Here is a 22,804-nt window from a genome sequence, read left to right on the forward strand (position 1 = left end):
GTGAACTCAGAAAGCCCCGCAACTCGGTGCACTCTTGGGACGCCCGCCCATCGCGCCACTTTTCGCGACGAGCTGGATAGCTGCGAGTTCAGGCCGCACGCGTCGTGTAGGCCAGAAAAACGAGCACTCCGGCCATCAGCGCGGCCGCCATGAACAGCAGCACCGCCGGCAGCCCCGCGAACGCGGCCACCGCACCTGTCACCGATTGCATCAGGGCAGCACCGAGGAAGAAGGCGAGGTTGACCGCGGCAAGCGCCTTGCCCGCAACCTGTGCGTCGACCAGCTGCCGCGACATGCCGAACAGCAGGGGCTGGGCAGAGGTCGCAAGGCCGATCAGAACGAACAGGACGAGGTCATATTGCGGCGGCATCACGGGCACGCCTGATAGCACGGACACCGCGTAATGCGGTGCCCCGAGCGCCATCAGCGCCAGCAGCAACGCCCCGACCATATGCGAGCCCGCCACCAGCGCGCGGCGGCGGCCGAGCCTGCGGTCGATCATGCCGATGCACAATGGCCCCGCGATCATCGCCAGCGTGAATGCGCCGAGTTGATTGCCGGCCTCGACCCGCGACAGGCCTTTCACGTCCATCAGCCACGGGCCGCCCCACAGGCCGCGCAGCACCAATGATGTCGCCAGCGACACCAGCGCGAGCGCGATCAGGCCGCGCAAGGGGCGCGAGAGGCCGAGCCTGAGCACCTCGATCATCTGTGCCAGCGGCGAGGACTCGTCCTTGTGCTCGGCAGGTTGGCCCGGCACCAGTGCGAAAACCGCAAGCGCCACCGCGATTCCTCCAATCGCGGAAATCCAGAATCCCGCGCGCCAGCCGTAGGCGTCGACGACGAAGGCGAGCGGGCTCGACGACAACAGCATGCCGATATTGCCGATCGAGAGGATCGCGCCCGACCACAGCCCGAAGCGCGCTGCCGACAATTGCTTGGCCGCCAGCGTCATCGGGCACATCAGCATGCCCGAAGTGGCGACCCCCAGCATGAACTGCCCGACCGCAAAGCTCGCAGCCCCCGTGGCAAATCCCGACGCCACCGCGCCGAGCACGGTTCCCGCGAGCAGGCTCAGCGACACCGGCCGCACGCCGAACCGGTCCATCGCCGCGCCGACCGGGATCTGCGCCGCGGCGAACGCGAAAGGATAGATCGACGTGAGGCTCGCCAGCGCCTGCGGCTCGATATGGAAATCCGCGGCCATCAGGTCGAGGCTGACCGCCGGAATGGTGCGCAGCAGGGTGGAGAGCATGTGACCGCAGGCGAGCGCGAGCAGCGCGAAGATCAGCGCGCGGGTGGCGGTGCCCGCGTCGTCGGAGGTGGCCATGGGTGTCCCGTCCCGAAATGGTTTGGGATGGGCGTACATGATGGCGAGGCAGGCGCCAATGGCGGCGGCGCGCCCCCCTCATTCCGGATTGCGGCTTCGGCCGGCAATCAGGACGGCGTTTGCCGTGCCTGCCGACCGTCATGGCGACGCCTGAGCGTGTTGCCGGTCTCAGGCGGCGGTTATGAACCAGGACGGTTCCCGGACGTTATACTCGGGAAAACGTGGCATCCTTCCAGGCAGGAAGCGCCTTCATCTGCAGCCAGCGGCGGCAATGTCTTCGTCCGAGAGCACAAGTCAGACGACCGGCGAGAGGGCCCGTCGAGAGCGGAGGAGGAGCAATTCCTTGCTCTTGGTTCTCGCCGTTGGCTTCCTTGTCTTTGGCGCCGCGGCGGGCGGACTCTATTATGCGTTGCGGCCGGACATCCTCCGGATTGCGGTTGGACCACCCGGCAGCGACGACGACAAGGTCATTCAGGCGATGGCCGATGCCTTCGGCGCCGAAAGTCGGACTATCCGGCTGCTCCCGATCAAGACCGACGGAGCGGTCGAGTCTCTTGCCCTGCTCGGGGCGGGCAAAGCCGACCTCGCCGTCGGCCGCGGCGACCTGGACATGCCTGTCGAGGCGCAGACCGTCGCCGTCGTGCGTAAGAACTTCGTCGTGCTGTGGGCTCCGTCTGGACCTACCGGCAAGAACTCGAAAGGAAAGCTCGCGCCGAAGATCAAAGAGGTCGCCGATCTCGCAGGGCGCCGCGTCGGCGTGATCGGCCGGACGCCGGCAAACGCTGCGCTGCTACGCGTCATCCTGAGCGCCTCCGGAGTGGAGGCGGACAGGGTCGTCGTGACGCACTTTGGCACGAACCAGACCGAGGAGCTGGCGCGGGATCCCACGATCGATGCGTTCATGGCGGTCGGGCCGCTCGACAGCAAAGTCACGTCCGATGCCGTTGCTGCAACGGCGCGGGTGCGCGGCGAGCCGAAGTTTCTCGCCATCGAGACATCGGAAGCGATCGCCTTGAAGCATCCCCAGTATGAATCGGAGGAAATTCCGCCCAGCGTCTTCAATGCGGATCCGGCTCGCCCGGGTGACAAGGTTGAAACGGTCAGTGTCAGCCACCTCATCGTAGCGAGAAAGTCCCTGCCTGAAACGACAGTCGCCGCCTTTTTCCGCCAGCTCTTTGCCGTTCGCCAGGCGATTGCGAGGCAGGTGCCGGGTGCTGCGCACATTGCCAAACCCGACGTCGACAAGGATACCGAGCTGCCGGTCCATCGGGGAGCGGCGGCTGTCATAGACGGCACCGAACGTACCTTCCTCGACCGGTACGGCGATTACTTCTGGTTCGGGCTCCTGCTTCTCTCCGGGATCGGCTCTGCCGCTGCCTGGTTGCGTCGCTACTTGAACCGCGACGAAAGAGAGGAAACCACCAGCCACCGCAACAGAATCCTGGCCATGGTTTCCAGCGCGCGAACCGCGGGATCGAACCAGGACCTTTTGGTTCTGCAGCGCGAAGCCGACGCCATCATATTGGAAACGCTCGAATGCTACGATGACGGCGCTATCGAGGAGGAGGAACTCGCGGCATTTGGTCTGGTGCTCGGGCTGTTCAGCAATGCCATCGCGGAGAGACGAGCTGCGTTGCAGCGCGCCAACTTGGAAACGGTTCGGGGCAGACCGCGCCGCGAGGATGAGGCGACCATCTGAAACCGCCGCGGTCGACCTCCGCGATCCAATTGGCCCACAATGCCAAGAGAGGAGCGAGGGCAGAGCCGGGAGTAGCAGCTTCCGCTTGTGTGTCCCCCGCTTCCGAGCCGGTCGAAGTTTCACGCGCCGACATCCTGTGTCGATCGCGCCGGGCCTCTCATTCCGTCATCCAAGGCCGCACGGTTGGTGGAGAATCGGAACAAAAGGGACGTCATCGCTCTTACCATGGGCAGGATCATGCTGGTCGTTGTGATCGCGGACATTCTGTCATTCTTTGGCTTGCGTTGACCGCTCTCCCTGCTGCGGGTCGCGCGCCGCTCCCTCCGAGTGAAGCAGCTCGCAATTCGTGGGAATCAAATGGTTGATTTGCACCAGGTGAATACCATAGTCGCCACGACCATTTGCACGTTCTTCGTAGGACATCCCGACGCTCGGATCGAGACCGAAGAGGCCAAGCTTCTGGCGAAGCAAATCATCCAAGCGCTGGAGGAAGCGGGGCTGCAGATTTCTCCCGTCAATCCGGCGAACGCGTCGCACTGACCTTGCAGCTGCTTTCCCTTTAGTCTGCATCCAGCTCCTTCAGCAGCTTCCTCGCCTCGCCCAGTAGCTCACGGATCGCCCGTCGCTCTGCGGTCCGCTCGAGCGTGAAGGCGCCATGCTTTTGCGCATTGCGGTTTCCCCACGGCGCGCCCGATGCGGGCGCGCCGCCGTGCATGCGGCAGCGGAGCTTGCCGCGCATCGCGGGCGCGCGGCAGGCGTGGCCTTCGCGCGTGCCGGCGCCGCAGCGCGGGCTCGCCGCCATCGCGCGCGTGTTGCGGGTGTGACCGGCACTCATGCAGCGCCGCCGTTCGAGACGTTGGCGCGGTCGTCAGGTATCGGCATGTCGGCATCGCCGACCGTGAGATGCGCCTGTTGCGTGACATTCCCCACGATCGCGCTGCCGCCGTCCTGGACCGACAGGTTCTGCACCGTGATCGGACGCTCGCCGTTGCCGCGGTGGCGGTTGAGGGCCTCCATCTGGGCTGCGAAGGTGCGCGCCAGCCGGGTCAATGTGTGCGAAATGCCTTCCTGCTGCGGGGTGCCTTCGGCGAAGGCGAGGCGGCAGGCAAAGCGCATGGTCGCGACGTGGACGGACACCATCTGCGCCGTCAGCATGGTCTCGAGGGAGTCCCGCGGCGCGATGCCTTTCATCATCGAGATCATGAAGGCGAGATTGTCCTCATCGGGCTTCTGCAGGATCACGCTGGCTTTCATCAATTGCTTGAGGATGCCATGCAGAGCGTCTTGATCGACGGCACCGAGCGCCTCGCCCACCAAGTGCTCGCCGGTCTCCAGGTCCGGATGCTGAATTGCGATCCGTTGTCCAGTGAGCTTGACCCGCGGCGTGGGCCTGCTGCCGTACTTGACGGTCGGCATCGTGCTGTTGCGTGTCATGGCCGTTGTCATGTCAATGTCTCCTTCGAGCCCACGGCACGCGCGAGCCGGCTTCTTTGGTGCGAAGCTGACCCTCTCGGTTGCCGTGCGGCGGTTGCGTTTTGAATTGTCGATGCTGGGCTTGTGCGCGATCGAGCGAGGCCCACATGACTCTGGAGGCCGGTTGCTGACGCGGATCGCGATGGTGGCATTATGCCCCTGTTTTGCCCGACGAGTCAAAACTCGTTTCGTAACATCCGAAGCTCGTGGCCTCGCGTAAGTCCTTGTTTCGACAGGGCCCGTCTACTGTGCATGGGGTTGTTTTCGCATTTTTTGCCTGGAGGCGGCGCGCACCTGCCGTGCGGCGGAATGCCGGCGACCAAACGCGATTGCGAAATCCGGCGTGACCGTTATTCATGACCTTCGAATGCGTCGCGCCAACATGCCTGCACAAACGGCGCTGCTGAAGTCTGGGGAGAGAGAACCAATGCAACGAACCGCCCGCCTGCTGGCCGTCATCGCTGGATTGTGCGCCGTTGCGCTGGCGACGGAGGCATCGGCGCAGAAATATCCGGTGCGGCCGGTCAAGGTCATGGTCGGCTTCAGCGCCGGCGGACCGGTCGATGTCGTCGCGCGCATGATCGGCGATCGCCTGGGCAACAAGCTCGGGCAACCCTTCGTGGTCGAGAACCGCGCCGGCGCAAACGGCATGATCGCCGCCGAAGGCGTCGCACGTGCGGACGGCGACGGCTACACCATGCTCGCCTGCAACTCGTCCACCATCACGCTCAACAAGACGCTGTTCAGGGATATCCGCTACGACCCGCAAGGCGACTTCGCGCCGCTCACCACCGTCGTGTCGGCGCCGCTCGTGCTCGTGGTCAATCCCGAGAATCCCAAGACGGCTGACATCAAGACCGTGGCCGATCTCGTCGCGGCGGCGAAGGCTGCACCCGGTGCGCTGGCCTACGGCTCGGGAGGCAACGGCAACCTTGCCCATCTAGCCATGGAGCTGCTCAGCCAGAAGGCCGGCATCAAGCTAATCCACGTGCCCTATCGCGGCGGCGCGGCTTCCGAGGTCGGCATCCTCGCCCAGGAGGTGCTGGCCGTGTTCGATCCGCTCTCCGCGGTGCCGCTCGTCAAGGCCGGCAAGCTGCGCGCGCTCGCGGTGTCGTCGGCCGAGCGGCTGCCGGCGCTGCCTGATGTGCCGACCGTCGCGGAAGCCGGTTATCCCGGCTTCGACATCTCGTTCTGGGTCGGCTTCTTCATGCCGAAGTCGACGCCGGCGCCGATCCTGGAGACGCTGCACCGGGAGATCGTCGCGGCGGCCAATGATCCGGTGCTCGCGGACAAGCTCAGCTCGCAGGGCGTCGTCAGCGTGCTGACACCGGCCGAGTATGCCGCGAAGATCGCGAAGGAGACCAGGGAGCTCGCCGAGGTCGTCGCTGCCGCTGACATCAAGGCGGAGTAGGGGCGCGGTCGCTATTCCTCGCCGGCCAGCTGCGCCAGCCGATCGAGCAGCGGGCGTTGTCCCGCGTTGATCTTTTCCCGCGCCTCTTCGAGCGTGAACCATTCGGCGCGGTCGACCTCCGGGAAGACTTGCCGCTTGCGGCTGCGCGGCGGCCATTCCATCTCGAACGTGTTGCTGCGGATGCTGCTGACGTCGATATCGAGCTGGGCGGCGAACGCGCTGACGATCTTGCCGCCGCGCTGCTTGACCTCGCCAAGCGCGATCAGCGGCACGGACGGCTCGAATCCCAGCTCCTCGGCAAATTCCCGTCGCGCGGCGGTCTCCTCATCTTCTTCCTCCGCATACTCGCCCTTGGGGATCGACCACGCGCCGAGATCCTTGTTGCGCCAGAACGGCCCTCCGGGATGAACGAGGAGGATCTCGAGATTCCGGCGCTTGCGATAGGCGATGATCCCGGCGCTCTTCGATGGCATCGCAGGCTCCGTCCGCGGTGTGGCCCCCTCCATAACCTGATAGCACGGCCGATCTGGAGCAGACTGCTCCGTCAATTGGCGTCCGATCGACGCATCAGATCGCCGAGCGCTCGCGCGCTGCGATGCGGATGGCGCGAGCCTTGGTGCCCTTCGCCGCACGGACTGCAATCATGTTTCTCGCCTTGCCACGGGCCGGGGCGTTTTTGTGGAGCAGGGATGCCAACCGCTTGCGCGCCCGGTTTGTCGTCAGGCGCGCGGCAAGCTGTTCGGCCTTGCGGATGAAAGCAGTGGCGGACGGCGTCAAGTTGACCGGAACCCAGGCGATATCCTTGGCTTTGGAGAGACTGCCGATGCCTTCGCACGGCGCCTCGCGCGGCAGGTCGATCCTGATCGCAAGCGCCTCCGACCGCTCGGTCCAGTCTTCGGCCTTGGTGCCGGTGATGATCCGGACATAGTCGCGGGTTTCGCGCGGCAGCTCGCTCTCTTTGGCGAGCCACTTCTGAACCCGGCCGGGACCGGCGTTATAGGCTGCCGCCGCGAGGCCGAGATTGCCGAAATCATCGCGCAGCTTGCGCAGGAACTTGGCCGATGCGGGCAGCGCCTTGATGGGATCGAAGGGATCGTCGAGTCCGACCTCGGCGGCCGTCTCCGGCATGAATTGAGCGACGCCTTGTGCGCCGGCCTGGCTGACTTCGTCGGACTTGAAGCGGCTCTCCTGCCAGAGCAGGCGGGCGAAGAACGGCACGGGAATGCCGCTGGTCTCGGCGGCCTGTCGAAGCGCATGGCAGAATTGTTCGGTCGGTGAAACCGGCGTCTGTGCGGCCGCTTCGACGACGGGCGGCGGCGCGATCACTTGCTCAAAGGCAGCGCGCGCGTTGGCGAGATCGATTGCCTGCACGCTCGCGAGGAACAGCTCAACGACCGGAGTGAGCGGGGATGCCTGATTGTCTCGAAGACCTGCGCTGTCGAAAGTCGATGCTTGCCGCGACGCCGCTAGATCGAAGTCGCACATCAGGATGAAAAGCCCGGCACAAGCCGCGATGACAAATCGCATCTCTGTAGAAGTCCTCGATCCGTGGGGAGCGACCGGCGACGCGCCGGTGACAAGGACTTCTTAACCGTAATTGCGGCGAAGCTACGATTCCGCAAAATGATCGGTGTTAGTACGGTGTTCCGCTGGAACTCAGGAACCGCGAAAGGGATAAGTGTCGTCGGCGGACGGCGCGATTATTCCTTCGGAAAATCCTTGCGCATCGCGATCTCGGCGGCATCGCCAGGCGACAGCACTGTCTGGTCAAAGGCCGCTTGTGGCGTCGTCATGATGTCGTAGAGCGAGATGCCCTTGATCGGCTTGCCCATGAGCTCGCGGACGCAGTCGGCGAGCGTGCCGTTGTAGACGAGATAGGGCGGACCGCGGTCCTTCTGCCTCTCGCCCTTCAGCGACGGCCACTTCTTCAGTTCGGCCGGCGCCTCATAGACGATCGGCGATCCCTCTTTGAACATTCGCTTGGCCCCGGTGGCTTGGATCGCAGGGAATCCTAGAGCCGCCGGGTAAACACGCGTTAAAGAATTGGTTCAAATCAGCCGGCAACGAAGGCGAGCAGGGTGCCGTTGGCCTCGGCCGGCGGCACGCAGATCGCGGTCCCGCTGCGTACGGCTGCCGAACCCAGCGCCTTCTCGGTCGCCGACAGATCGCCGCTGACGAGCACCAAAGCCGCGCCGCCGCGCTCGGCAAGGCCGGCCAGCGGCACGCCGGGATAGCGCTTTCCGAGCTGCTCCAGCGTGAGATAGACGAAGTCGGCACGATCGCCGCCGGAGCGCACCGTGACCGCGCCATCGGCCTCGGCGATCGGCTCGCGGTCGATCAGCCGGCCGAGATGCGCGGCCTCGTTCGCGGGCTCGGGTGTTGCAATCAGCGTCTGCCTGATCCGCTTCGCCGCATTGGCGTGTTTCATCAGTTCGGGAATCCAGACCGTCTCGCGCGTCTTGTGCTGGCAGGCGAAGATGCGCACGCCGCCGGGCGCTTCCGCGGTCGGCCACATGAAGGTGCGGAATTTTGCCGCCGAGACCGTTCCGTTCGGCAGCGTGACCGGCCGTTCGAAATCGGTCGGGCCGATCGGCGTGAAGCCTCGTGCGCGGATCTCGTCGGCACCGGCAGCGGAATCGACCGCCGTGAAGGCGATACGCTCGATGCCTTCGCCGCGCTTGTCGAGGAAGGCGCGTGCGGGTGCGTTGTGCTCGGTCGCGGCGAGCACGCCGAGCAGCTCCATATAATCAGGGTCGAACATGATGGTGTAGTTGCCGGTGCCCATATGCGCGCTGTGGGTGCCGCGCGGCGACACGGTGAAGCCGAGCTGCCGATAATTCTCGGCGGCCTCGTCGAGGTCCTTCACCATGACCACGGCGTGGTCGATACCGATGACGTTCTTGAGGGCCACTGTTCTTATCCCCGAATGCAAACTGACTTGAGACCGCGGGCGGCGGCCCGTCCTGTCTACGCCGGATAGGCGGCCAAGTCATTTTCAATTCGATGCGCGATACGGAATTTCATTCCGCGAAATGATCCGCCGACGCGCGGCAGCATCAGCGGGCCCGCTCGAGATAGGCAGCGAGGATCGCGCGCTCCTCGCTGGTCATCTCGGTGATGTTGCCCGGCGGCATCGCATTGGACCAGGCTGCGACGCGACCGATCAGGCGGATGTTGCGATGGATGTGCTTGGGTGTATCGAGCAGGATGCCTTTCGGCGCGGTCACGATGCCGACCCAGACCGGCTCGGCCGCGTGGCACATGCTGCAACGGGACGTCACGATCTCCTCGACAGCGGCAAGGGTCGGCTGCGCCGATAACGCGCCCGTCTTCACCTCGCGCGGGCCGGCCGCGGACAGGAAGAGGATCGCAATCACGCCGATCGCAGCCACGCCCCACACCCACCAGGGCGATTTGCGCCCGGCGTGGCGCTCATTGAAGAAGTGGCGGATCACGGGTCCCAGCGCCAGGATGGTGGCAACGATGATCCAGTTGAAGCGCGTGGCGTAGAGCAGGGGATAGTGGTTGCTGATCATCAGCACGACCACGGGAAGCGTCAGGTAGTTGTTGTGAACCGAGCGCTCCTTGCTGGCCTTGCCGAGCTTCGGATCCGGCGCCTGTCCCGCGATCAGGCTGGCCACGATCTTCTTCTGGTTCGGGATGATCAGCGCAAAGACATTCGCCACCATGATGGTGCCGATGATCGCGCCGATCTGGTTGAAGGCGCCACGGCCGCTCAGCACATGGGTGAAGGCATAGGTCAGCGCGACCAGGAACAGATAGCCGCCGATGGCGAAGGGCAATTCGCGCTGTGCAAGTCCGGAACGGCAGGCGGCTTCATAGAGCAGCCACGCCAGCGCGAGGCTGCAAAAGCTGAACAGGCCGGCCTGGAATGGCGTGAGATCGAGGATCGACTTGTCGACCAGGAACAAATCGGCCTCGAGATAATAGACCACCACCATCAGCGCGAAGCCGGACAGCCAGGTGGTGTAAGCCTCCCATTTGAACCAGGTGAGCTCGTCCGGCATCTGGGAGGGTGCTACCAGATATTTCATGATCCGGTAGAAGCCGCCGCCATGGACCTGCCAGGCCTCGCCCTGCACGCCGTCGGGCAGGTTACTCCTGGATTTGAGGCTGAGGTCGAGGGCGATGAAATAGAAGGAACTGCCGATCCAGGCGATCGCCGCCACCACGTGGAGCCAGCGCAGCAGCAGGCTCGCCCATTCCGATACGATGGATCCCCACATGATCATCCCGTCAAATGCGACAGCAATGCCAGCAGCTTTGATGACCGCAGCCTCCGCCCTTACAATGTGTCGCACCTATCCGCGGTGTTTTCCAGTACGATGGGTTGCAGCCGATGCACATCGTGCGGGCATCGGTTGACGTGGGATGCGGCAGCTTCGATCTGCCGCGGTGGTGTCGATGTTCGAGAGTGCAGGCCGGGAGGACCATTTGAAGAGCAGGATTTTGTCTGTCGCGATATCCGCGGGACTGTTGCTTGCGGCCGGTGCGCAGGCCGAGCCGGTCCTGCAGGGCAAGGACGCTTATGGCAATTGGCAGGCCGACAAGCCGGGCACAATCAGGCTGATCCGACCGCAGGATCTGGTCAGGCCCGGTGCGACGCGATCGGTTGCGAGCTCGTCGCGCGTGGTGCCGCGTCCGCCGGAGGCAGCGCTCCAGGTGCCCGCGGGATTCAAGGTCGAGCTGTTTGCCGACGGACTGCGCGCGCCGCGCATCATCAGGGTGGCGCCGAACGGCGATGTCTTCGTTGCGGAGACGCGGGCCGGCACCATCCGTGTGTTGCGTGCCGGGGAGGCTGGCAAGGTCGCGACCAATGAAGTGTTCGCCAGCGGGTTGAGGCAGCCGTTCGGCATTGCCTTCTTCCCGAACGGCGACAATCCGCAATGGGTCTACGTCGCCAACACCGACAGCGTCGTTCGCTATCCCTATCAGGCCGGCGATCTCAAGGCGCGCAACAAGGCCGAGACGATCGTGCCGAGCCTGCCGCATGACGGCGGCCATTCCACCCGCGACATCGTCTTCACGCCCGACAACAAGCGCATGCTCGTCTCCGTCGGTTCACTCAGCAACGTCGCGGAAGGTTTGGGCACGCCGCCGGGCGGGATGGAGGCGTGGTCGAAATCGCAGCCGCTCGGTGCGGCCTGGGCGAGCGAGACCGAGCGCGCGGCCGTGCTGGCTTTCAATCCTGATGGCAAGGAGCGGAAGATCTACGCCACCGGCATCCGCAACTGCGTCGGCCTTGCGATCCAGCCGCAGACGGGGCTGCCCTGGTGCTCGACCAACGAGCGCGACGGCCTCGGCGACGATCTCGTCCCCGATTACGTGACCAGCGTGAAGGAAGGCGCGTTCTACGGCTGGCCCTGGTTCTATATCGGCGCCAACGAGGATCCGCGCCATGCCGGCGCGCGGCCTGATATCAAGGACAAGGTGACGGTGCCCGATGTGCTGGTGCAGCCGCACTCGGCCTCGCTTGGCATGACCTTCTACCAGGGCACGCAGTTTCCGCCCGACTATCAGAACGACGCCTTCGCTGCCGAGCACGGCTCGTGGAATCGCTCGAAGCGCACCGGCTACAAGGTGATCCGCATCCGCATGAAGGACGGCAAGCCGACGGGCGAGTACGAGGATTTCGTTACGGGCTTTGTCGTCAGCGACACGGAGGTGTGGGGCAGGCCGGTGGGCGTTGCCGTCGCAAAGGATGGATCGCTGCTGGTGTCGGAGGATGGCAACGGCACGATCTGGCGGGTGACGCGGCCATAGCTTTGGCTGTTCGCTGCATTGCGAGGACAGATTTGGTAATCAAGGTGAAGGCCAGGAAAACTGCTTGCAACGCTTGTCGATACTAGCCAAGGTAGAGTTGCTTTTCGGGGGGGAGGCTCATATGGAGGGACTGGTTGCGGGCGAGCCGTTGGTTACTGCGGCTTGGCAGTGGTTCAGCATTGGACTAGGCGGAGCTTTCCTAGTCACCGTTGGCATCATTGTGCTCTTTGTTTTCAAGGGAGATACTGAGCATGGGATCGATCAAGGATTTCTTGGTCTTATCCTGTTGTTGACTACCATCTTCTATCTCGTCGCCTTTTCTTTTTTAGTCGCGGCCTCAACCAAGGGGTTGGATATCAAGGTGACGGTCGTAGTCGTTGATGCTCTCGTCCTTATCGGAAGCAAACTGTTGACGCCCCGCTTCATCACCTACTTGTCGTCGTGATGCGTCGGTCGGAGGCTACCCCCGTCTCACGCTGGCACCACCATCCACCGGCAGCGTCACGCCGGTAATGAAGTTCGCCTCGTCCGACGCCAGGAACAGCGCGGCGTTGGCGACGTCCCAGCCGGTGCCCATCTTCCTGCGCAGCGGCACCTTGCTGTCGCGTTCGGCTTCGACCTCGGCGCGGGTCTTGTGCCATTCGCGGGCGCGGGTGTCGACGGCCATCGGCGTGTTCATCAGGCCTGGCAGGATGACGTTGGCGCGGATGCCGTATTCGGCATTCTGGTAGGCGAGCTGTTCGGTGAAGGCGATCATCGCCGACTTCGTCGCCTTGTAAGCGACGTAAGGATAGGTCGTGATCGCCGCCATCGAGGAGATGTTGATGATGGCGCCGCTGCCTTGCGCGCGCATGATCGGGATCACTTCTTTCGCCGCGAGAATGCAGCTCTTCAAATTGATGGCGACGACACGGTCGAACGCTTCCTCGGTCAGTTGCAGCAGTTCGGCATCGCCGCCGGACAGGCTGACGCCGACATTGTTATGCAGCACGTCGATCCGGCCCCAGCGCGACTGCGCGTCCTGCACCATCGCCTTGATGTCGGAAGACCGCGTCACGTCGGCCTTGAAGGCCGCGGCGGCGCCATGTTTCGCGGTGATCATCGCCACCGTCTCCTGCGCCGATTCCAGATGATGATCGACGCACAACACCTTTGCGCCCTCGCGCGCGAAGGTCAGCGCGGTGGCGCGACCGTTGCCCATGCCTTCTCCGGGGCTTTGTCCAGCGCCGACGACGATGGCGACCTTGTCCTTCAGGCGCATCTCAGTTCACTCCCGGAATCGGGTACTGCTGGAGTACCTCTTTGTAATAGGGCTCGTTGTCGATCTTCATGGTGGCGAGCACTCGCACCACGCCGCAATAAAAGCCAATGGTCAGGACGAGATCGACCATGTGCTCGTCGGAAAGGTGCTGCTTGATCTCGGCGAAGGTGACGTCCGTCATTGCAAGCTGCCGCGCCATCTCGCGGGCGCCTTTCAGGATCGCCCTGGCCAGCGGCTCGAGCTTCGAGGGCTTGCCTTCGGTCTCCGCCATCAGGCCGGCGATGTCCTCGTCGGTGACGCCGAACTCCTTACCAATCTTCACATGATGGGTGAACTCGTATTCCGATTTCTCCATCCAGCCGACCTGGAGGATCGCGAGCTCCCGCAGACGCGGGTCGAGCTTGCTCTTGAAGCGGATATAGCCGCCGATGCCGTTGAAGGCGCGCGCCATCTCCGGCGAGTTGACAAGCAGCTTGTGCAGATTGGTGTTGCGCTTGAGCATGTCGCGATATTCGGGCGCGACCTGATCGGCCTCGAGATAGGGCAGGCGGGCCATCGTGTGTTTCCTCTAGTGTTCTTGTGACTCGCGTTCGGGGGCTTGCAGCGTGACGCCGCCGTCCACCACCAGCACCTGGCCGGTGATGTAGCGGGAAAAGTTGCTGAGCAGGAACTTGACGGCGTGGCCGACGTCCCAGCCGGTGCCTTCGGTCTTGAGCACGGAGGCTTTGGCGCGCTGGGCTCGGGCCTGCTCGCTCATGCCGCGGGCATAGACCATCGGTGTGTACATCGGGCCCGGGCAGATGCAATTGACGCGGATGTTGTCGCGGCCGTGATCGACTGCCATCGCGCGCGTCAGGCCGATGATCGCGGCCTTCGACGTCGTGTAGGTCGTGAGCCCGCGCGGCCGCAGCGCCGAGATCGAGGAGATGTTGACGATCGCGCCGCCCTTAGCGGTCTTGATCATGGCGGGGATCGCGTGCTTGGAGAGCAGGAACATGGTCTCGACATTGACCTGCATGACACGGCGATATTGTTCGGGCGCCTCGTCGACCACGCTGCCGCGGCTGCCGATGCCGACATTGTTGTCGAGGAGATCGAGCCGGCTCCAGCGATCGAGCGCAGCTTCGACCAGCAGCCTGCAATCGGTCTCGCTGGTGACGTCGCCGCCATGGGCCGCGGCCGTGCCGCCCTCGGCAGCGATCATCTCCACAGTGCGTTCGGCCAGCTTGAAGTCGCGATCGGCGACGAGCACCTTGGCGCCTGCACGGGCCAGCAAGATTGCTGCAGCGCGGCCGTTGCCGATGCCGTCGCCCGCGGCGCCGCCGCCGCTGATCAGCGCAACCTTGCCGGCGAGACCGGCATCGTCCTCAAGGCCCTGCATGTCGTTTCATCCCAATTATTTTCGTGCAGATTAGCAATCGCCCTGACAGGAGAGAAGGCCGGCAGTCCCGCGCAGATGCCATTGACATCGCGTGGAATTGCATGCCGCCGGGCGGCACGGCGGGTGATTGAGCCCGCATATGGCGGAACCATTGCCACGCGCTTGCATTTGTTGCGAAGCCTTTACCGCGCTAGGCTCTGTCCCGGGGCTTCGAACCGCCAGTGGCTTGCCGATGAATCTGCTCGACCCACAAGGGCCCGTGGCTGCGGCCAACAGCACCATTCTGGTCGATTCCGTCTTCATCATGCTCGTGATCGTGGTGCCGACCATTTTCGCGATTCTCGGCTTCGCGTTCTGGTTTCGCGCCTCGAATCCCAAAGCGCGCTACCAGCCTGACTTCGTCTATTCCGGCCGCGTCGAGATGGTGGTGTGGGCAATCCCTGCGCTCACCGTCATCCTGCTCGGCGGCGTCGCCTGGATCGGCTCACATCAGCTCGATCCCGCAGCACCAGTGCCGGGGACCGGAAGCCCGGTGCGGATCCAGGCGGTCTCGCTCGACTGGAAATGGCTGTTCATCTATCCGGACCAGCGCATCGCCACCGTCAACACGCTGACCGTGCCGGCCGGGGCCGAGCTGAATTTTCAGCTGACGTCGTCGAGCGTGATGAACACGTTCTTCATTCCGCAACTCGGCAGCATGATCTACACCATGAACGGCATGGTGACGAAGCTGAACCTGCGCGCCGACAATGAAGGCAAGCTCAAGGGATTGTCGGCTCATTTTTCCGGCGACGGCTTTCCCGACATGATGTTCGACGTGAACGTCATCTCGCCGCTCGCCTTTCCGGATTGGGTGGCGGCGACTGCGAAGTCCGACGCCGTGCTGAACGAGGACAGCTACAGGAAGCTGATGCAGCAGGGCATCGAGAAGGGCAAGCCGGCCTACCGTCTCGAAGACCCCAGGCTGTTCGACCTGATCGCAAACCAGCACATTCCGCCGGGGCCGGGGCCGGAACTGATCTCCGATGCCGGACGTCCGCACAGTGGAGGGCACGATGCTCGGTAAGCTCGATTGGTCGGCCATTCCGTTCGATCAGCCTATACCGCTCATCGCGGGCGCGGTCGTGCTGGTCGCGATCCTTGCCGTGCTGACCTGGGTCGTGGTGAAGGGGCATCTGCCCTATCTCTGGAGCGAATGGATCACCAGCGTCGATCACAAGCGGATCGGCGTCATGTATATCCTGCTGGCCTCGGTGATGCTGCTGCGCGGCGGCAGCGATGCCATCATGATGCGGATCCAGCAGGCGGTCGCCTATCAGTCGCAGGGCTATCTGCCGCCCGAGCACTACAACCAGATCTTCTCGGCGCACGGCACCATCATGATCTTCTTCGTGGCGATGCCGTTCGTGATCGGGTTGATGAACCTGATCGTGCCGCTGCAACTCGGCGTGCGCGACGTCGCGTTCCCGACGCTCAATTCGGTCGGATTCTGGCTGACCGCGACCGGCGCGCTGCTGGTCAATCTCTCGCTCGTGGTCGGGGAATTCGCGCGCACCGGCTGGCTCGCCTTTCCGCCGCTGTCGGAGCTGTCCTATTCGCCGGGCGTCGGCGTCGATTATTATGCCTGGTCGCTCCAGATCTCCGGCGTCGGCACGCTGGTGGCCGGCATCAATCTCGTCACCACGGTGCTGAAGCTGCGCACCAAGGGCATGAATTATCTGCGCATGCCGATGTTCTGCTGGACCACGCTGGCTTCCAACCTGCTCATCGTCGCGGCGTTCCCGATCCTCACCGCGACGCTCGCCATGCTGCTGCTCGACCGTTACCTCGGCTTCCATTTCTTCACCAACGAGGCCGGCGGCAACGTCATGATGTTCATGAATTTGATTTGGGCCTGGGGACATCCCGAGGTCTACATCCTGGTGCTGCCGGCCTTCGGCATCTTCTCCGAGGTGGTGTCGACCTTCTCCGGCAAGGCGCTGTTCGGCTATCGCTCGATGGTGCTCGCGACCATGGCAATCTGCGTCATCTCCTTCATGGTCTGGCTGCACCATTTCTTCACGATGGGGGCAGGACCGGACGTCAACGCCATCTTCGGTATCGCCAGCATGATCATCGCGATACCGACGGGCGTGAAGATCTACAATTGGCTGTTCACGATGTATGGCGGCCGCATCCGGTTCGCGACGCCGATGCTGTGGTCGGTCGGCTTCATGGTCACCTTCATCGTCGGTGGATTGACCGGCGTCCTGCTCGCGGTGCCGCCGGCCGACTTCATGCTCCACAACAGCATGTTCCTGGTGGCGCACTTCCACAATGTCATCATCGGCGGCGTGCTGTTCGGCGCCTTCGCCGGCTTCGAATATTGGTTCCCCAAGGCGTTCGGCTTCCGCCTCGACGAACGCTGGGGCAAGCTGGCGTTCTGGTTCACCTTCCTTGGTTTCTTCATCACCTTCGTCCCGCTCTACATCGCCGGCATGCTCGGCATGACCCGGCGTATGCAGCATTACGACGTCGCGGCGTGGCGGCCCTGGATGATCGTTGCAGCCATCGGCATGGCCGTGCTGACGATCGGGGTGATCTGCCAGATCGTGCAGATCGTGGTCAGCATCCGCAACCGCGAGGCGTTGCGCGACCGCACCGGCGATCCCTGGGACGGCCGCTCGCTGGAATGGGCAACCTCGTCGCCCCCGCCGGTGTTCAACTTCGCCTTCAATCCCGATGTGCGCGGCGAGGACGCCTATTGGGACATGAAGGCCCGCGCCCAGCAGCAATCGCTCGAACGCGACAGGCCGGAATATCAGGACATCGAGATGCCCCGGAATTCCCCAACCGGTTTCGTCTGCGCGTTCTTCGCGACCATCATGGGCTTTGCACTGATCTGGCACATCTGGTGGATGGTGATTCTGGGCGGCTTGGGCGCGTGGGCAACCTTCGTCGTGTTCGCCTGGCGCGACCACGACGAATACGTCATTCCGGCGGAGGAGGTCGCGGCGATCGACCGCGTCAATCTCGAGGAGCGGCGCGACCTCGTCAGCATGGCGGGGACAGTCTGATGGCGATGACCGCGACCGCAGGCCATGCCCACGCCGATCCCCATCACATCGGGGTCGTGATCGAGCATCCCGGACCCGCTTCGAAGCGGATCGTGACCGCCTACGGCTTCTGGATCTTCCTGCTCTCCGACATTGTGATGTTCTCCTGCTTCTTCGCGGCCTATGCGGTGCTGTCTGGTCAGACTGCCGGCGGCCCGAAGGGCTCGGAGATATTCGAGCAGAGGAACGTCGCGATCGAGACGGTCTGCCTGCTGTTGTCGAGCTTCACCTGCGGCATGGCGAGTATCGCCGCCGACGTCCGCAATCGGTTCTGGTTCTATCTCGGCATGACCGTGACCTGCGTGCTCGGGCTGATCTTCCTCGTCATCGAGTTCCGCGAATTCGCCGACCTCGTCGCGCGGGGCTATGGTCCCTCGCGCAGCGCTTTCCTGACCGCGTTCTTCTCGCTGGTCGGCTGCCACGGCCTGCATGTTTCGGCCGGCGTGCTGTGGCTGCTCACCATGATGGCCCAGGTGTTCGCGAAGGGCTTTCGCGCCGACGTGCTGCGCCGGATAATGTGCTTCGCGCTGTTCTGGCACGCGCTCGACATCGTCTGGGTCGGGGTGTTCTCCGTCGTCTATTTGCTTGGGAGCGCCGCATGAGCGATCAGAGCCACGCGCCGACCGACCATGACCTCGCGCCGGGCGAGGAAGAGCAACACAGCGTCGGCACCCGGATCCTCGGCTACGTCGTCGGGCTCGCGCTCGCGCTGCTGCTGACGGCGACGTCGTTCTTCATCGCCGGCACCGATCTGGTCTGGCAGCCCTCGATTCCCGTGGCGTTGATCGTACTGGCGATCGCGCAGATGGGGGTGCATCTGGTGTTCTTCCTGCACATCACGACCGGCCCCGACAACACCAACAACGTGCTGGCGCTGGCGTTCGGACTGCTGGTGGTCTTCCTGGTGGTGGGCGGCACGGTCTGGATCATGGCACATCTGAACGCGAACATGCCGCCGATGGACCAGATCATGCGGATGCAGTGACGGAGCCGCACAAAAAAGAAGAGCCGCTTGTGATGACAAGCGGCCCAAGTCTAGGGAGGAAACGCCCAAGCAAGGCAATCGGGCCGGAGCCGGATTGCTGCCAAGGAAACGCTCGCGCAAGCGCTTGCGTCCGCATAGAAATGCAGCAAATCCCGATGAAGTTCAATTCCGGATCAATACGGACCCGGACTACCACTCCCAGGTGCGTGAACGACTTTGCTCACTTCGGCCGGCGGCAATTGTAGGCCTTGCGGAAGCCGGCCGCCTGGGCATCATCCTCCGAGCAGAACCAGCGGTCCGGCCTGGTGGTCGCCGGGTAGCTCGGGCAGCCCCGCAAATGATAGATGCCGATATTGCCGGTGACGCGGGCGCGCACCGCGAGCTTGCCTTTGATGCTGCAACTCGGCGGCATCGTCAGGTCCTCCGGGAACAGCACGGCACGAATTTCCTTGTCGCGGTCCGTGCGGCAGGCGGCGCCGAGCAGCGCACCGTCCTTCTTGCCGGCGCGGAAGTCTTGCGGTGCAACAAAGCAACCCTTCCAGATTCCGGCCGAGGCCGTCTTGGCTTCGCCCGCCGCAGGCTTGACGTTCGCCTTGATCGGCTCGCGGGCGATGGCGAAGCCGAGCTTGACCAGTTGCTCGTTCAAGGTCGCCTTGTCGCCCTCGGCCGTGCAGATCGCCCGGTGCCGCTTGCCAAAACTTTTCTCCGGCCCGACATCGTCACAACGCACGGAGCGCTTGTTGATCAGCTTCGCGAGCTGGTCGCGGGCCTCGATACCGCAGGTCCAGGGATCGGCGTGATCGTCGATGCAGACCTGGTCCAGCTCGGGCGCGTCGACGCCGTCGAGCCGATAGGTGACGTCGCCAAGCTGGAGGGAGTTGCCGTCCCGGACTGTCGCGGCGGCGGTCAGCGCGGACGCCGGCTCGGAAGACGCCAGGGATCCGGACAAGGCGAAAAACAAAATGAGCGCAAAAGCGCGGGCGGCGGCAAAGACATTTCGGAAGGGCATACGATCTCACTATCGATTGCTCGTGCACCTCGTTCCTAGCATCCGGATGTGGCGATACCAATGGTCTGCGCCCTGCGAAGTGCGACATTCCGGCCCCGCGGCTTTACTCCGCGCCCGCTATGACCCTATCGTTCGCAGGCCTCGCCGATCGTGCAGGGCGAATCGCCCGGGAAGCGGCGAGGGCGGGAGGAAAAGATTGCGATGAAAGACCCCGTGGACGTCCTGATCATCGGCGCCGGCGCTTCGGGCGCGGCGGTGGCGTGGTCGCTGGCCGAGACCAAGATGCACATTCTCTGCCTGGAGCAGGGCGGCTGGATGAACCCGGCGGAATATCCCAGCGCGGGCCGCGACTGGGAGGCCAAGTTCTACGGCGAATGGTCGTCGAGCCCGAACGTGCGCGGCCGACCCGAGGACTACCCTGTTAACGACGACAATTCGCCGATCAAGGTCGTGAACTACAATGCGGTCGGCGGCTCCACGGTGATGTACACCGCGCACTGGCCGCGGCTGCATCCCTCCGATTTCAAGGTGAAGACGCTCGACGGCGTCGCCGACGACTGGCCGATCGACTACGACGCGCTGACCCCGTTCTTCGAAGAGAACGACCGGATCATGGGCACGTCCGGCTTGTCGGGCGATCCGCTCTCGCCGTTGACGCATCCGCCGATGCCGCAACAGCCGATGGGATTGTCCGGTGCCATCATCGGCAAGGCCATGAACAAGCTCGGCTGGCACTGGTGGCCGTCGGACACAACGGTCGCGACGATGGACTATGAGGGCCGCGCCCGCTGCATCAATCTCGGCCATTGCACGCCGGCCTGCGCGCAAGGCGCAAAGTCCTCCACCGACATTACCTATTGGCCGCAGGCGATCCGCGCCGGCGTCGAGCTGCGCACGCATTGCCGGGTGCGCGAGATCACCACCGACGAGAACGGCATGGCCTCGGGCGTGGTCTATTACGACAAGGACGGCGTCGAGCAGTTCCAGCCCGCACACGTCGTCATCATCGCCTGCAACGGTGTCGGCACGCCAAGGCTGCTGCTGAACTCGGCGTCGTCGCGCTTTCCGAACGGGCTTGCCAATTCGTCCGGCCTCGTCGGCAAGAACCTGATGTTCCACCCCTATGCGCAGATCTACGGCTACGTGAAGGAGCCGACCGACTCCAATCGCGCGCCGCCGACCTGCCTGTGGAGCAAGCAGTGGTACGACACGGACCTGGCGCGCGGCTTCGTGCGCGGCTTCGGCGTGCAGTTCGTGCGCGGGGCAGGGCCGGTGTTCGAGGCCGTCGTCAGCGAGCAGAAGGACATCCTGCCGTGGGGCGAAGATCATCATCGTGTCTTCCGCAAGCTCAACGGCCACCGGTTGGGCTTCTCCGCGATCTGCGAGGACCTGCCGGAGGAGCACAACCGGGTCACGCTTGACCCCGGGCTGAAGGACAGCCACGGCATACCCGCGCCAAAGATCAGCTACACGATCAGCGAGAATAGCCAGAAGATGATGGACTATGCGCTGGCGCGCGGCCGCGAAATTCTGGAGACCGCCGGCGCGACCGACATTTGCGTCAACTCGCCGATCCCGTGGGGCGGCTGGCACCTGCTCGGCACCGCGCGGATGGGCACCGACCCCGAACGCTCCGTGGTCAACGAATGGGGCCGCACGCACGACGTGAAGAACCTCTTCATCGTCGACGGCAGCATCTTCGTCACCTCGGGCGGCGTGAACCCGACCTCCACCATCCAGGCCCTCGCGCTCTACATCGCCGACCAGATGAAGCAGCGCCTCGCCAATTTGTTCGATTGAGGCCGTCATGTCCGCAGACAATCAACTGACGCGCACGCAGCGCGGCGACCTCCGCATCATCGCTGCGATGATCGTTCCCGCCAGCGATGAGTACAAAGTGCCCGGCGCCGACGATGCCGCGATCCAGGCCGACATGCTGGCAACGCTCGGGCGCGACACCAAATTGGTGGCGGCGGCGCTGGATCATCTGGCCCGGTTGGCAGGAGCGCCGCTCGCCGAACTGGATGCCGCGAGACGCGAAGCGGTGGCGCAGGAGTTTCGCAAGAGCGGCGGTGCTGCTGCGGCCACGCTCGCCCGTGTCGTGCTGCAATGCTACTACCGCGACGACCGCGTGCTGCGCTCGCTGGGGATCGAGCTGCGCCCGCCGTTCCCCAAGGGGCATGTGCTGCCGGACGGCGACTGGTCGCTGCTCGATCCGGTCAAGGCGAGGGGCGGCTCGATGAGGCAGATCCCCTAGCCATCCGGGCAGTCCAGCCCTGCGCTCCGGGCGGGCACCTTGCGCGGCAGTGAGCCGGCCACCATCTGTGTGAGCCTTCAAGGACTCTTGTCATGCTGGATTTCACTTCAGATATCGTCGATGACGCCTCGTCATCGCGAACGACAGCACCTGCGCCGGCCGATGACCGGGCTCTGCTGGACGCCTATTCCAATGCCGTGATCGATGTGACCGACCGCGTCGGTCCCGCGGTCGAGCGGGTCGAGACCGGGCCGAAGGTGCCTGATAGACGCGAGCGCGGCGGGCTCGGCTCGGGCATCGTGATCTCGCCCGATGGCCTCGTCCTCACCAACAGCCACGTCGTAGGCACTTCGAAGGAGATCCGGCTGCGCGACGTCGAGGGCCATGTCGGGGATGCGCAGGTGCTCGGCGTCGACCCTGATACGGATCTGGCGCTGCTGCGGGCAAACGGCGCGCGCCATTTGCCTTATGCCGCGCTCGGCAATTCCAAGACCTTGCGCCGCGGCCAGCTCGTGATCGCCATCGGCAATCCGCTCGGCTTCGAATCCACCGTGACCGCCGGCGTGGTCTCGGCGCTCGGCCGCTCGATCCGCTCGGTCAGCGGACGCACCATCGAGGATGTGATCCAGACCGATGCCGCGCTCAACCCCGGCAATTCCGGCGGTCCGCTGCTGTCGTCGAATGCCGAGGTGATCGGCATCAACACTGCCATCATCAACGGCGCGCAGGGCATCTGCTTCGCGGTCGCCAGCAACACCGCGCAATTCGTGCTGTCGGAGATCATCCGTCACGGCTATGTCCGCCGCGCCTATATCGGCGTCGCCGGGCAGACCGCGCCGGTTCCACGGCGGCACGCGGTGCTGGCCGGCATCGAAAACAAGATGGGCGCGCTGCTCGCGCAGATCGAGCCGGATGGTCCGGCGGCGAAGGCGGGCCTATTGCCCGGCGACGTCGTGATCAAGCTCGACGGGGTCGACATCAATGGCGTGGACGATCTGATCCGCGTGCTCGATCGCGACCGCATCGGCCGGCGGCTCGCCATGGACGTGCTGCGGCTCGGCCGCCTGCGGGCGATCGACATCGATCCGATCGAGCGCAAGCCGGCCCGCTAGCGCCGGA

At 64.3% G+C, this 22,804-nt stretch carries 24 protein-coding genes; 12 read left to right on the forward strand and 12 right to left on the reverse strand.

Translation table 11 applies throughout. The features are described from left to right. Positions 1-88 precede the first annotated feature (88 nt). The gene (locus tag C7G42_RS15155) at positions 89-1,330 is read right to left on the reverse strand and encodes an MFS transporter (protein WP_106949786.1); all 1,242 of its coding nucleotides are present in this window, start codon (positions 1,328-1,330) and stop codon (positions 89-91) included. A 271-nt stretch (positions 1,331-1,601) separates the two neighbouring features. Between C7G42_RS15155 and C7G42_RS15160 the strand changes: the two genes are divergently transcribed. Beyond that, positions 1,602-3,029 (forward strand): TAXI family TRAP transporter solute-binding subunit, encoded by a 1,428-nt coding sequence (locus C7G42_RS15160; protein ID WP_106949787.1) that lies wholly within the window; start codon positions 1,602-1,604, stop codon positions 3,027-3,029. Positions 3,030-3,386: 357 nt separating this feature from the next. Then, positions 3,387-3,569: a hypothetical protein gene (locus tag C7G42_RS15165; RefSeq protein WP_106949788.1), complete on the forward strand. Its 183-nt coding sequence runs from the start codon at positions 3,387-3,389 to the stop codon at positions 3,567-3,569. 19 nt (positions 3,570-3,588) lie between these two features. Here C7G42_RS15165 and C7G42_RS15170 read toward each other — a convergent pair whose 3' ends face one another. Further along, the gene (locus tag C7G42_RS15170) at positions 3,589-3,864 is read right to left on the reverse strand and encodes an HGGxSTG domain-containing protein (protein WP_106949789.1); all 276 of its coding nucleotides are present in this window, start codon (positions 3,862-3,864) and stop codon (positions 3,589-3,591) included. Next, the gene (locus C7G42_RS15175; protein ID WP_199580924.1) at positions 3,861-4,475 is read right to left on the reverse strand and encodes a hypothetical protein; all 615 of its coding nucleotides are present in this window, start codon (positions 4,473-4,475) and stop codon (positions 3,861-3,863) included. Before C7G42_RS15175 ends, C7G42_RS15170 begins: the two co-directional genes overlap by 4 nt. 454 nt (positions 4,476-4,929) lie before the next feature. On the opposite strand from C7G42_RS15175, the gene C7G42_RS15180 reads away from it, so the two are divergent. Beyond that, entirely contained in the window at positions 4,930-5,913 is a 984-nt protein-coding gene (locus C7G42_RS15180) for a Bug family tripartite tricarboxylate transporter substrate binding protein (RefSeq protein ID WP_106949791.1), read from the forward strand. A gap of 11 nt (positions 5,914-5,924) precedes the next feature. Here C7G42_RS15180 and C7G42_RS15185 read toward each other — a convergent pair whose 3' ends face one another. The 5 genes from C7G42_RS15185 to C7G42_RS15205 form a co-directional block, all read right to left on the reverse strand. Beyond that, entirely contained in the window at positions 5,925-6,386 is a 462-nt protein-coding gene (locus tag C7G42_RS15185; RefSeq protein WP_106949792.1) for an NUDIX hydrolase, read from the reverse strand. A gap of 94 nt (positions 6,387-6,480) precedes the next feature. Next, positions 6,481-7,440, reverse strand: coding sequence for a lytic transglycosylase domain-containing protein (locus C7G42_RS15190; protein ID WP_106949793.1), 960 nt, complete (start codon positions 7,438-7,440; stop codon positions 6,481-6,483). A 173-nt stretch (positions 7,441-7,613) separates the two neighbouring features. After that, a complete protein-coding gene (locus C7G42_RS15195; protein ID WP_106949794.1) occupies positions 7,614-7,889 on the reverse strand; it encodes a hypothetical protein in 276 nt (91 codons plus the stop codon). A gap of 77 nt (positions 7,890-7,966) precedes the next feature. Beyond that, positions 7,967-8,824 (reverse strand): VOC family protein, encoded by an 858-nt coding sequence (locus tag C7G42_RS15200; RefSeq protein ID WP_106949795.1) that lies wholly within the window; start codon positions 8,822-8,824, stop codon positions 7,967-7,969. Between the two features lie 145 nt (positions 8,825-8,969). After that, positions 8,970-10,160: a urate hydroxylase PuuD gene (locus C7G42_RS15205; protein ID WP_106950427.1), complete on the reverse strand. Its 1,191-nt coding sequence runs from the start codon at positions 10,158-10,160 to the stop codon at positions 8,970-8,972. A 178-nt stretch (positions 10,161-10,338) separates the two neighbouring features. On the opposite strand from C7G42_RS15205, the gene C7G42_RS15210 reads away from it, so the two are divergent. Together C7G42_RS15210 and C7G42_RS15215 are read left to right on the forward strand one after the other, a co-directional pair. Beyond that, positions 10,339-11,697, forward strand: coding sequence for a PQQ-dependent sugar dehydrogenase (locus tag C7G42_RS15210; protein WP_502694214.1), 1,359 nt, complete (start codon positions 10,339-10,341; stop codon positions 11,695-11,697). A gap of 121 nt (positions 11,698-11,818) precedes the next feature. Beyond that, positions 11,819-12,142, forward strand: coding sequence for a hypothetical protein (locus C7G42_RS15215; RefSeq protein WP_106950429.1), 324 nt, complete (start codon positions 11,819-11,821; stop codon positions 12,140-12,142). A gap of 15 nt (positions 12,143-12,157) precedes the next feature. On the opposite strand, the gene C7G42_RS15220 is transcribed toward C7G42_RS15215, so the two are convergent. The 3 genes from C7G42_RS15220 to C7G42_RS15230 are packed head-to-tail and all read right to left on the reverse strand — an operon-like array spanning position 12,158 to position 14,339. Further along, on the reverse strand, positions 12,158-12,958 hold the full coding sequence (locus C7G42_RS15220; protein ID WP_106949796.1) for an SDR family NAD(P)-dependent oxidoreductase: 801 nt from the start codon (positions 12,956-12,958) through the stop codon (positions 12,158-12,160). 1 nt (position 12,959) lies between these two features. Further along, positions 12,960-13,514 carry a carboxymuconolactone decarboxylase family protein gene (locus C7G42_RS15225; RefSeq protein WP_106949797.1) on the reverse strand — a complete coding sequence of 185 codons (555 nt, stop codon included), beginning with the start codon at positions 13,512-13,514 and terminating at the stop codon, positions 12,960-12,962. A 12-nt stretch (positions 13,515-13,526) separates the two neighbouring features. Continuing rightward, positions 13,527-14,339 carry an SDR family NAD(P)-dependent oxidoreductase gene (locus C7G42_RS15230; RefSeq protein WP_106949798.1) on the reverse strand — a complete coding sequence of 271 codons (813 nt, stop codon included), beginning with the start codon at positions 14,337-14,339 and terminating at the stop codon, positions 13,527-13,529. Positions 14,340-14,571: 232 nt separating this feature from the next. On the opposite strand from C7G42_RS15230, the gene C7G42_RS15235 reads away from it, so the two are divergent. The 4 genes from C7G42_RS15235 to cyoD are packed head-to-tail and all read left to right on the forward strand — an operon-like array spanning position 14,572 to position 18,419. Beyond that, positions 14,572-15,405, forward strand: coding sequence for a cytochrome ubiquinol oxidase subunit II family protein (locus tag C7G42_RS15235; RefSeq protein ID WP_106949799.1), 834 nt, complete (start codon positions 14,572-14,574; stop codon positions 15,403-15,405). Next, a complete protein-coding gene (gene cyoB, locus C7G42_RS15240; RefSeq protein WP_106950430.1) occupies positions 15,395-17,395 on the forward strand; it encodes a cytochrome o ubiquinol oxidase subunit I in 2,001 nt (666 codons plus the stop codon). The genes C7G42_RS15235 and cyoB overlap by 11 nt, the downstream gene beginning before the upstream one ends. After that, the gene (locus C7G42_RS15245) at positions 17,395-18,036 is read left to right on the forward strand and encodes a cytochrome (ubi)quinol oxidase subunit III (protein ID WP_106949800.1); all 642 of its coding nucleotides are present in this window, start codon (positions 17,395-17,397) and stop codon (positions 18,034-18,036) included. The genes cyoB and C7G42_RS15245 overlap by 1 nt, the downstream gene beginning before the upstream one ends. Further along, on the forward strand, positions 18,033-18,419 hold the full coding sequence (cyoD, locus tag C7G42_RS15250; protein WP_106949801.1) for a cytochrome o ubiquinol oxidase subunit IV: 387 nt from the start codon (positions 18,033-18,035) through the stop codon (positions 18,417-18,419). Before C7G42_RS15245 ends, cyoD begins: the two co-directional genes overlap by 4 nt. 220 nt (positions 18,420-18,639) lie before the next feature. Here cyoD and C7G42_RS15255 read toward each other — a convergent pair whose 3' ends face one another. Beyond that, positions 18,640-19,428 (reverse strand): thermonuclease family protein, encoded by a 789-nt coding sequence (locus tag C7G42_RS15255; protein WP_106949802.1) that lies wholly within the window; start codon positions 19,426-19,428, stop codon positions 18,640-18,642. Between the two features lie 201 nt (positions 19,429-19,629). Here C7G42_RS15255 and C7G42_RS15260 point away from each other — a divergent pair, with 201 nt between their 5' ends. The 3 genes from C7G42_RS15260 to C7G42_RS15270 all read left to right on the forward strand — a co-directional run bounded on the left by C7G42_RS15260 (position 19,630) and on the right by C7G42_RS15270 (position 22,797). After that, the gene (locus C7G42_RS15260; protein WP_106949803.1) at positions 19,630-21,228 is read left to right on the forward strand and encodes a GMC family oxidoreductase; all 1,599 of its coding nucleotides are present in this window, start codon (positions 19,630-19,632) and stop codon (positions 21,226-21,228) included. A 7-nt stretch (positions 21,229-21,235) separates the two neighbouring features. Then, positions 21,236-21,685: a hypothetical protein gene (locus C7G42_RS15265; protein ID WP_106949804.1), complete on the forward strand. Its 450-nt coding sequence runs from the start codon at positions 21,236-21,238 to the stop codon at positions 21,683-21,685. A 92-nt stretch (positions 21,686-21,777) separates the two neighbouring features. Beyond that, positions 21,778-22,797 carry a S1C family serine protease gene (locus C7G42_RS15270; protein WP_106949805.1) on the forward strand — a complete coding sequence of 340 codons (1,020 nt, stop codon included), beginning with the start codon at positions 21,778-21,780 and terminating at the stop codon, positions 22,795-22,797. Positions 22,798-22,804 lie beyond the last annotated feature (7 nt).

It is taken from the genome of Bradyrhizobium sp. MOS003 (assembly GCF_003020125.1).
GTDB lineage: Bacteria > Pseudomonadota > Alphaproteobacteria > Rhizobiales > Xanthobacteraceae > Bradyrhizobium.

Coding starts and splice junctions, on each gene's coding strand:
- C7G42_RS15155 (WP_106949786.1), bottom strand. CDS start 1,330: ATGGCCACCTCCGACGACGCGGGCACCGCCACCCGCGCGCTGATCTTC.
- C7G42_RS15160 (WP_106949787.1), top strand. CDS start 1,602: ATGTCTTCGTCCGAGAGCACAAGTCAGACGACCGGCGAGAGGGCCCGT.
- C7G42_RS15165 (WP_106949788.1), top strand. CDS start 3,387: ATGGTTGATTTGCACCAGGTGAATACCATAGTCGCCACGACCATTTGC.
- C7G42_RS15170 (WP_106949789.1), bottom strand. CDS start 3,864: ATGAGTGCCGGTCACACCCGCAACACGCGCGCGATGGCGGCGAGCCCG.
- C7G42_RS15175 (WP_199580924.1), bottom strand. CDS start 4,475: ATGACAACGGCCATGACACGCAACAGCACGATGCCGACCGTCAAGTAC.
- C7G42_RS15180 (WP_106949791.1), top strand. CDS start 4,930: ATGCAACGAACCGCCCGCCTGCTGGCCGTCATCGCTGGATTGTGCGCC.
- C7G42_RS15185 (WP_106949792.1), bottom strand. CDS start 6,386: ATGCCATCGAAGAGCGCCGGGATCATCGCCTATCGCAAGCGCCGGAAT.
- C7G42_RS15190 (WP_106949793.1), bottom strand. CDS start 7,440: ATGCGATTTGTCATCGCGGCTTGTGCCGGGCTTTTCATCCTGATGTGC.
- C7G42_RS15195 (WP_106949794.1), bottom strand. CDS start 7,889: ATGTTCAAAGAGGGATCGCCGATCGTCTATGAGGCGCCGGCCGAACTG.
- C7G42_RS15205 (WP_106950427.1), bottom strand. CDS start 10,160: ATGTGGGGATCCATCGTATCGGAATGGGCGAGCCTGCTGCTGCGCTGG.
- C7G42_RS15210 (WP_502694214.1), top strand. CDS start 10,339: ATGTTCGAGAGTGCAGGCCGGGAGGACCATTTGAAGAGCAGGATTTTG.
- C7G42_RS15215 (WP_106950429.1), top strand. CDS start 11,819: ATGGAGGGACTGGTTGCGGGCGAGCCGTTGGTTACTGCGGCTTGGCAG.
- C7G42_RS15220 (WP_106949796.1), bottom strand. CDS start 12,958: ATGCGCCTGAAGGACAAGGTCGCCATCGTCGTCGGCGCTGGACAAAGC.
- C7G42_RS15225 (WP_106949797.1), bottom strand. CDS start 13,514: ATGGCCCGCCTGCCCTATCTCGAGGCCGATCAGGTCGCGCCCGAATAT.
- C7G42_RS15230 (WP_106949798.1), bottom strand. CDS start 14,339: ATGCAGGGCCTTGAGGACGATGCCGGTCTCGCCGGCAAGGTTGCGCTG.
- C7G42_RS15235 (WP_106949799.1), top strand. CDS start 14,572: ATGAATCTGCTCGACCCACAAGGGCCCGTGGCTGCGGCCAACAGCACC.
- cyoB (WP_106950430.1), top strand. CDS start 15,395: ATGCTCGGTAAGCTCGATTGGTCGGCCATTCCGTTCGATCAGCCTATA.
- C7G42_RS15245 (WP_106949800.1), top strand. CDS start 17,395: ATGGCGATGACCGCGACCGCAGGCCATGCCCACGCCGATCCCCATCAC.
- cyoD (WP_106949801.1), top strand. CDS start 18,033: ATGAGCGATCAGAGCCACGCGCCGACCGACCATGACCTCGCGCCGGGC.
- C7G42_RS15255 (WP_106949802.1), bottom strand. CDS start 19,428: ATGCCCTTCCGAAATGTCTTTGCCGCCGCCCGCGCTTTTGCGCTCATT.
- C7G42_RS15260 (WP_106949803.1), top strand. CDS start 19,630: ATGAAAGACCCCGTGGACGTCCTGATCATCGGCGCCGGCGCTTCGGGC.
- C7G42_RS15265 (WP_106949804.1), top strand. CDS start 21,236: ATGTCCGCAGACAATCAACTGACGCGCACGCAGCGCGGCGACCTCCGC.
- C7G42_RS15270 (WP_106949805.1), top strand. CDS start 21,778: ATGCTGGATTTCACTTCAGATATCGTCGATGACGCCTCGTCATCGCGA.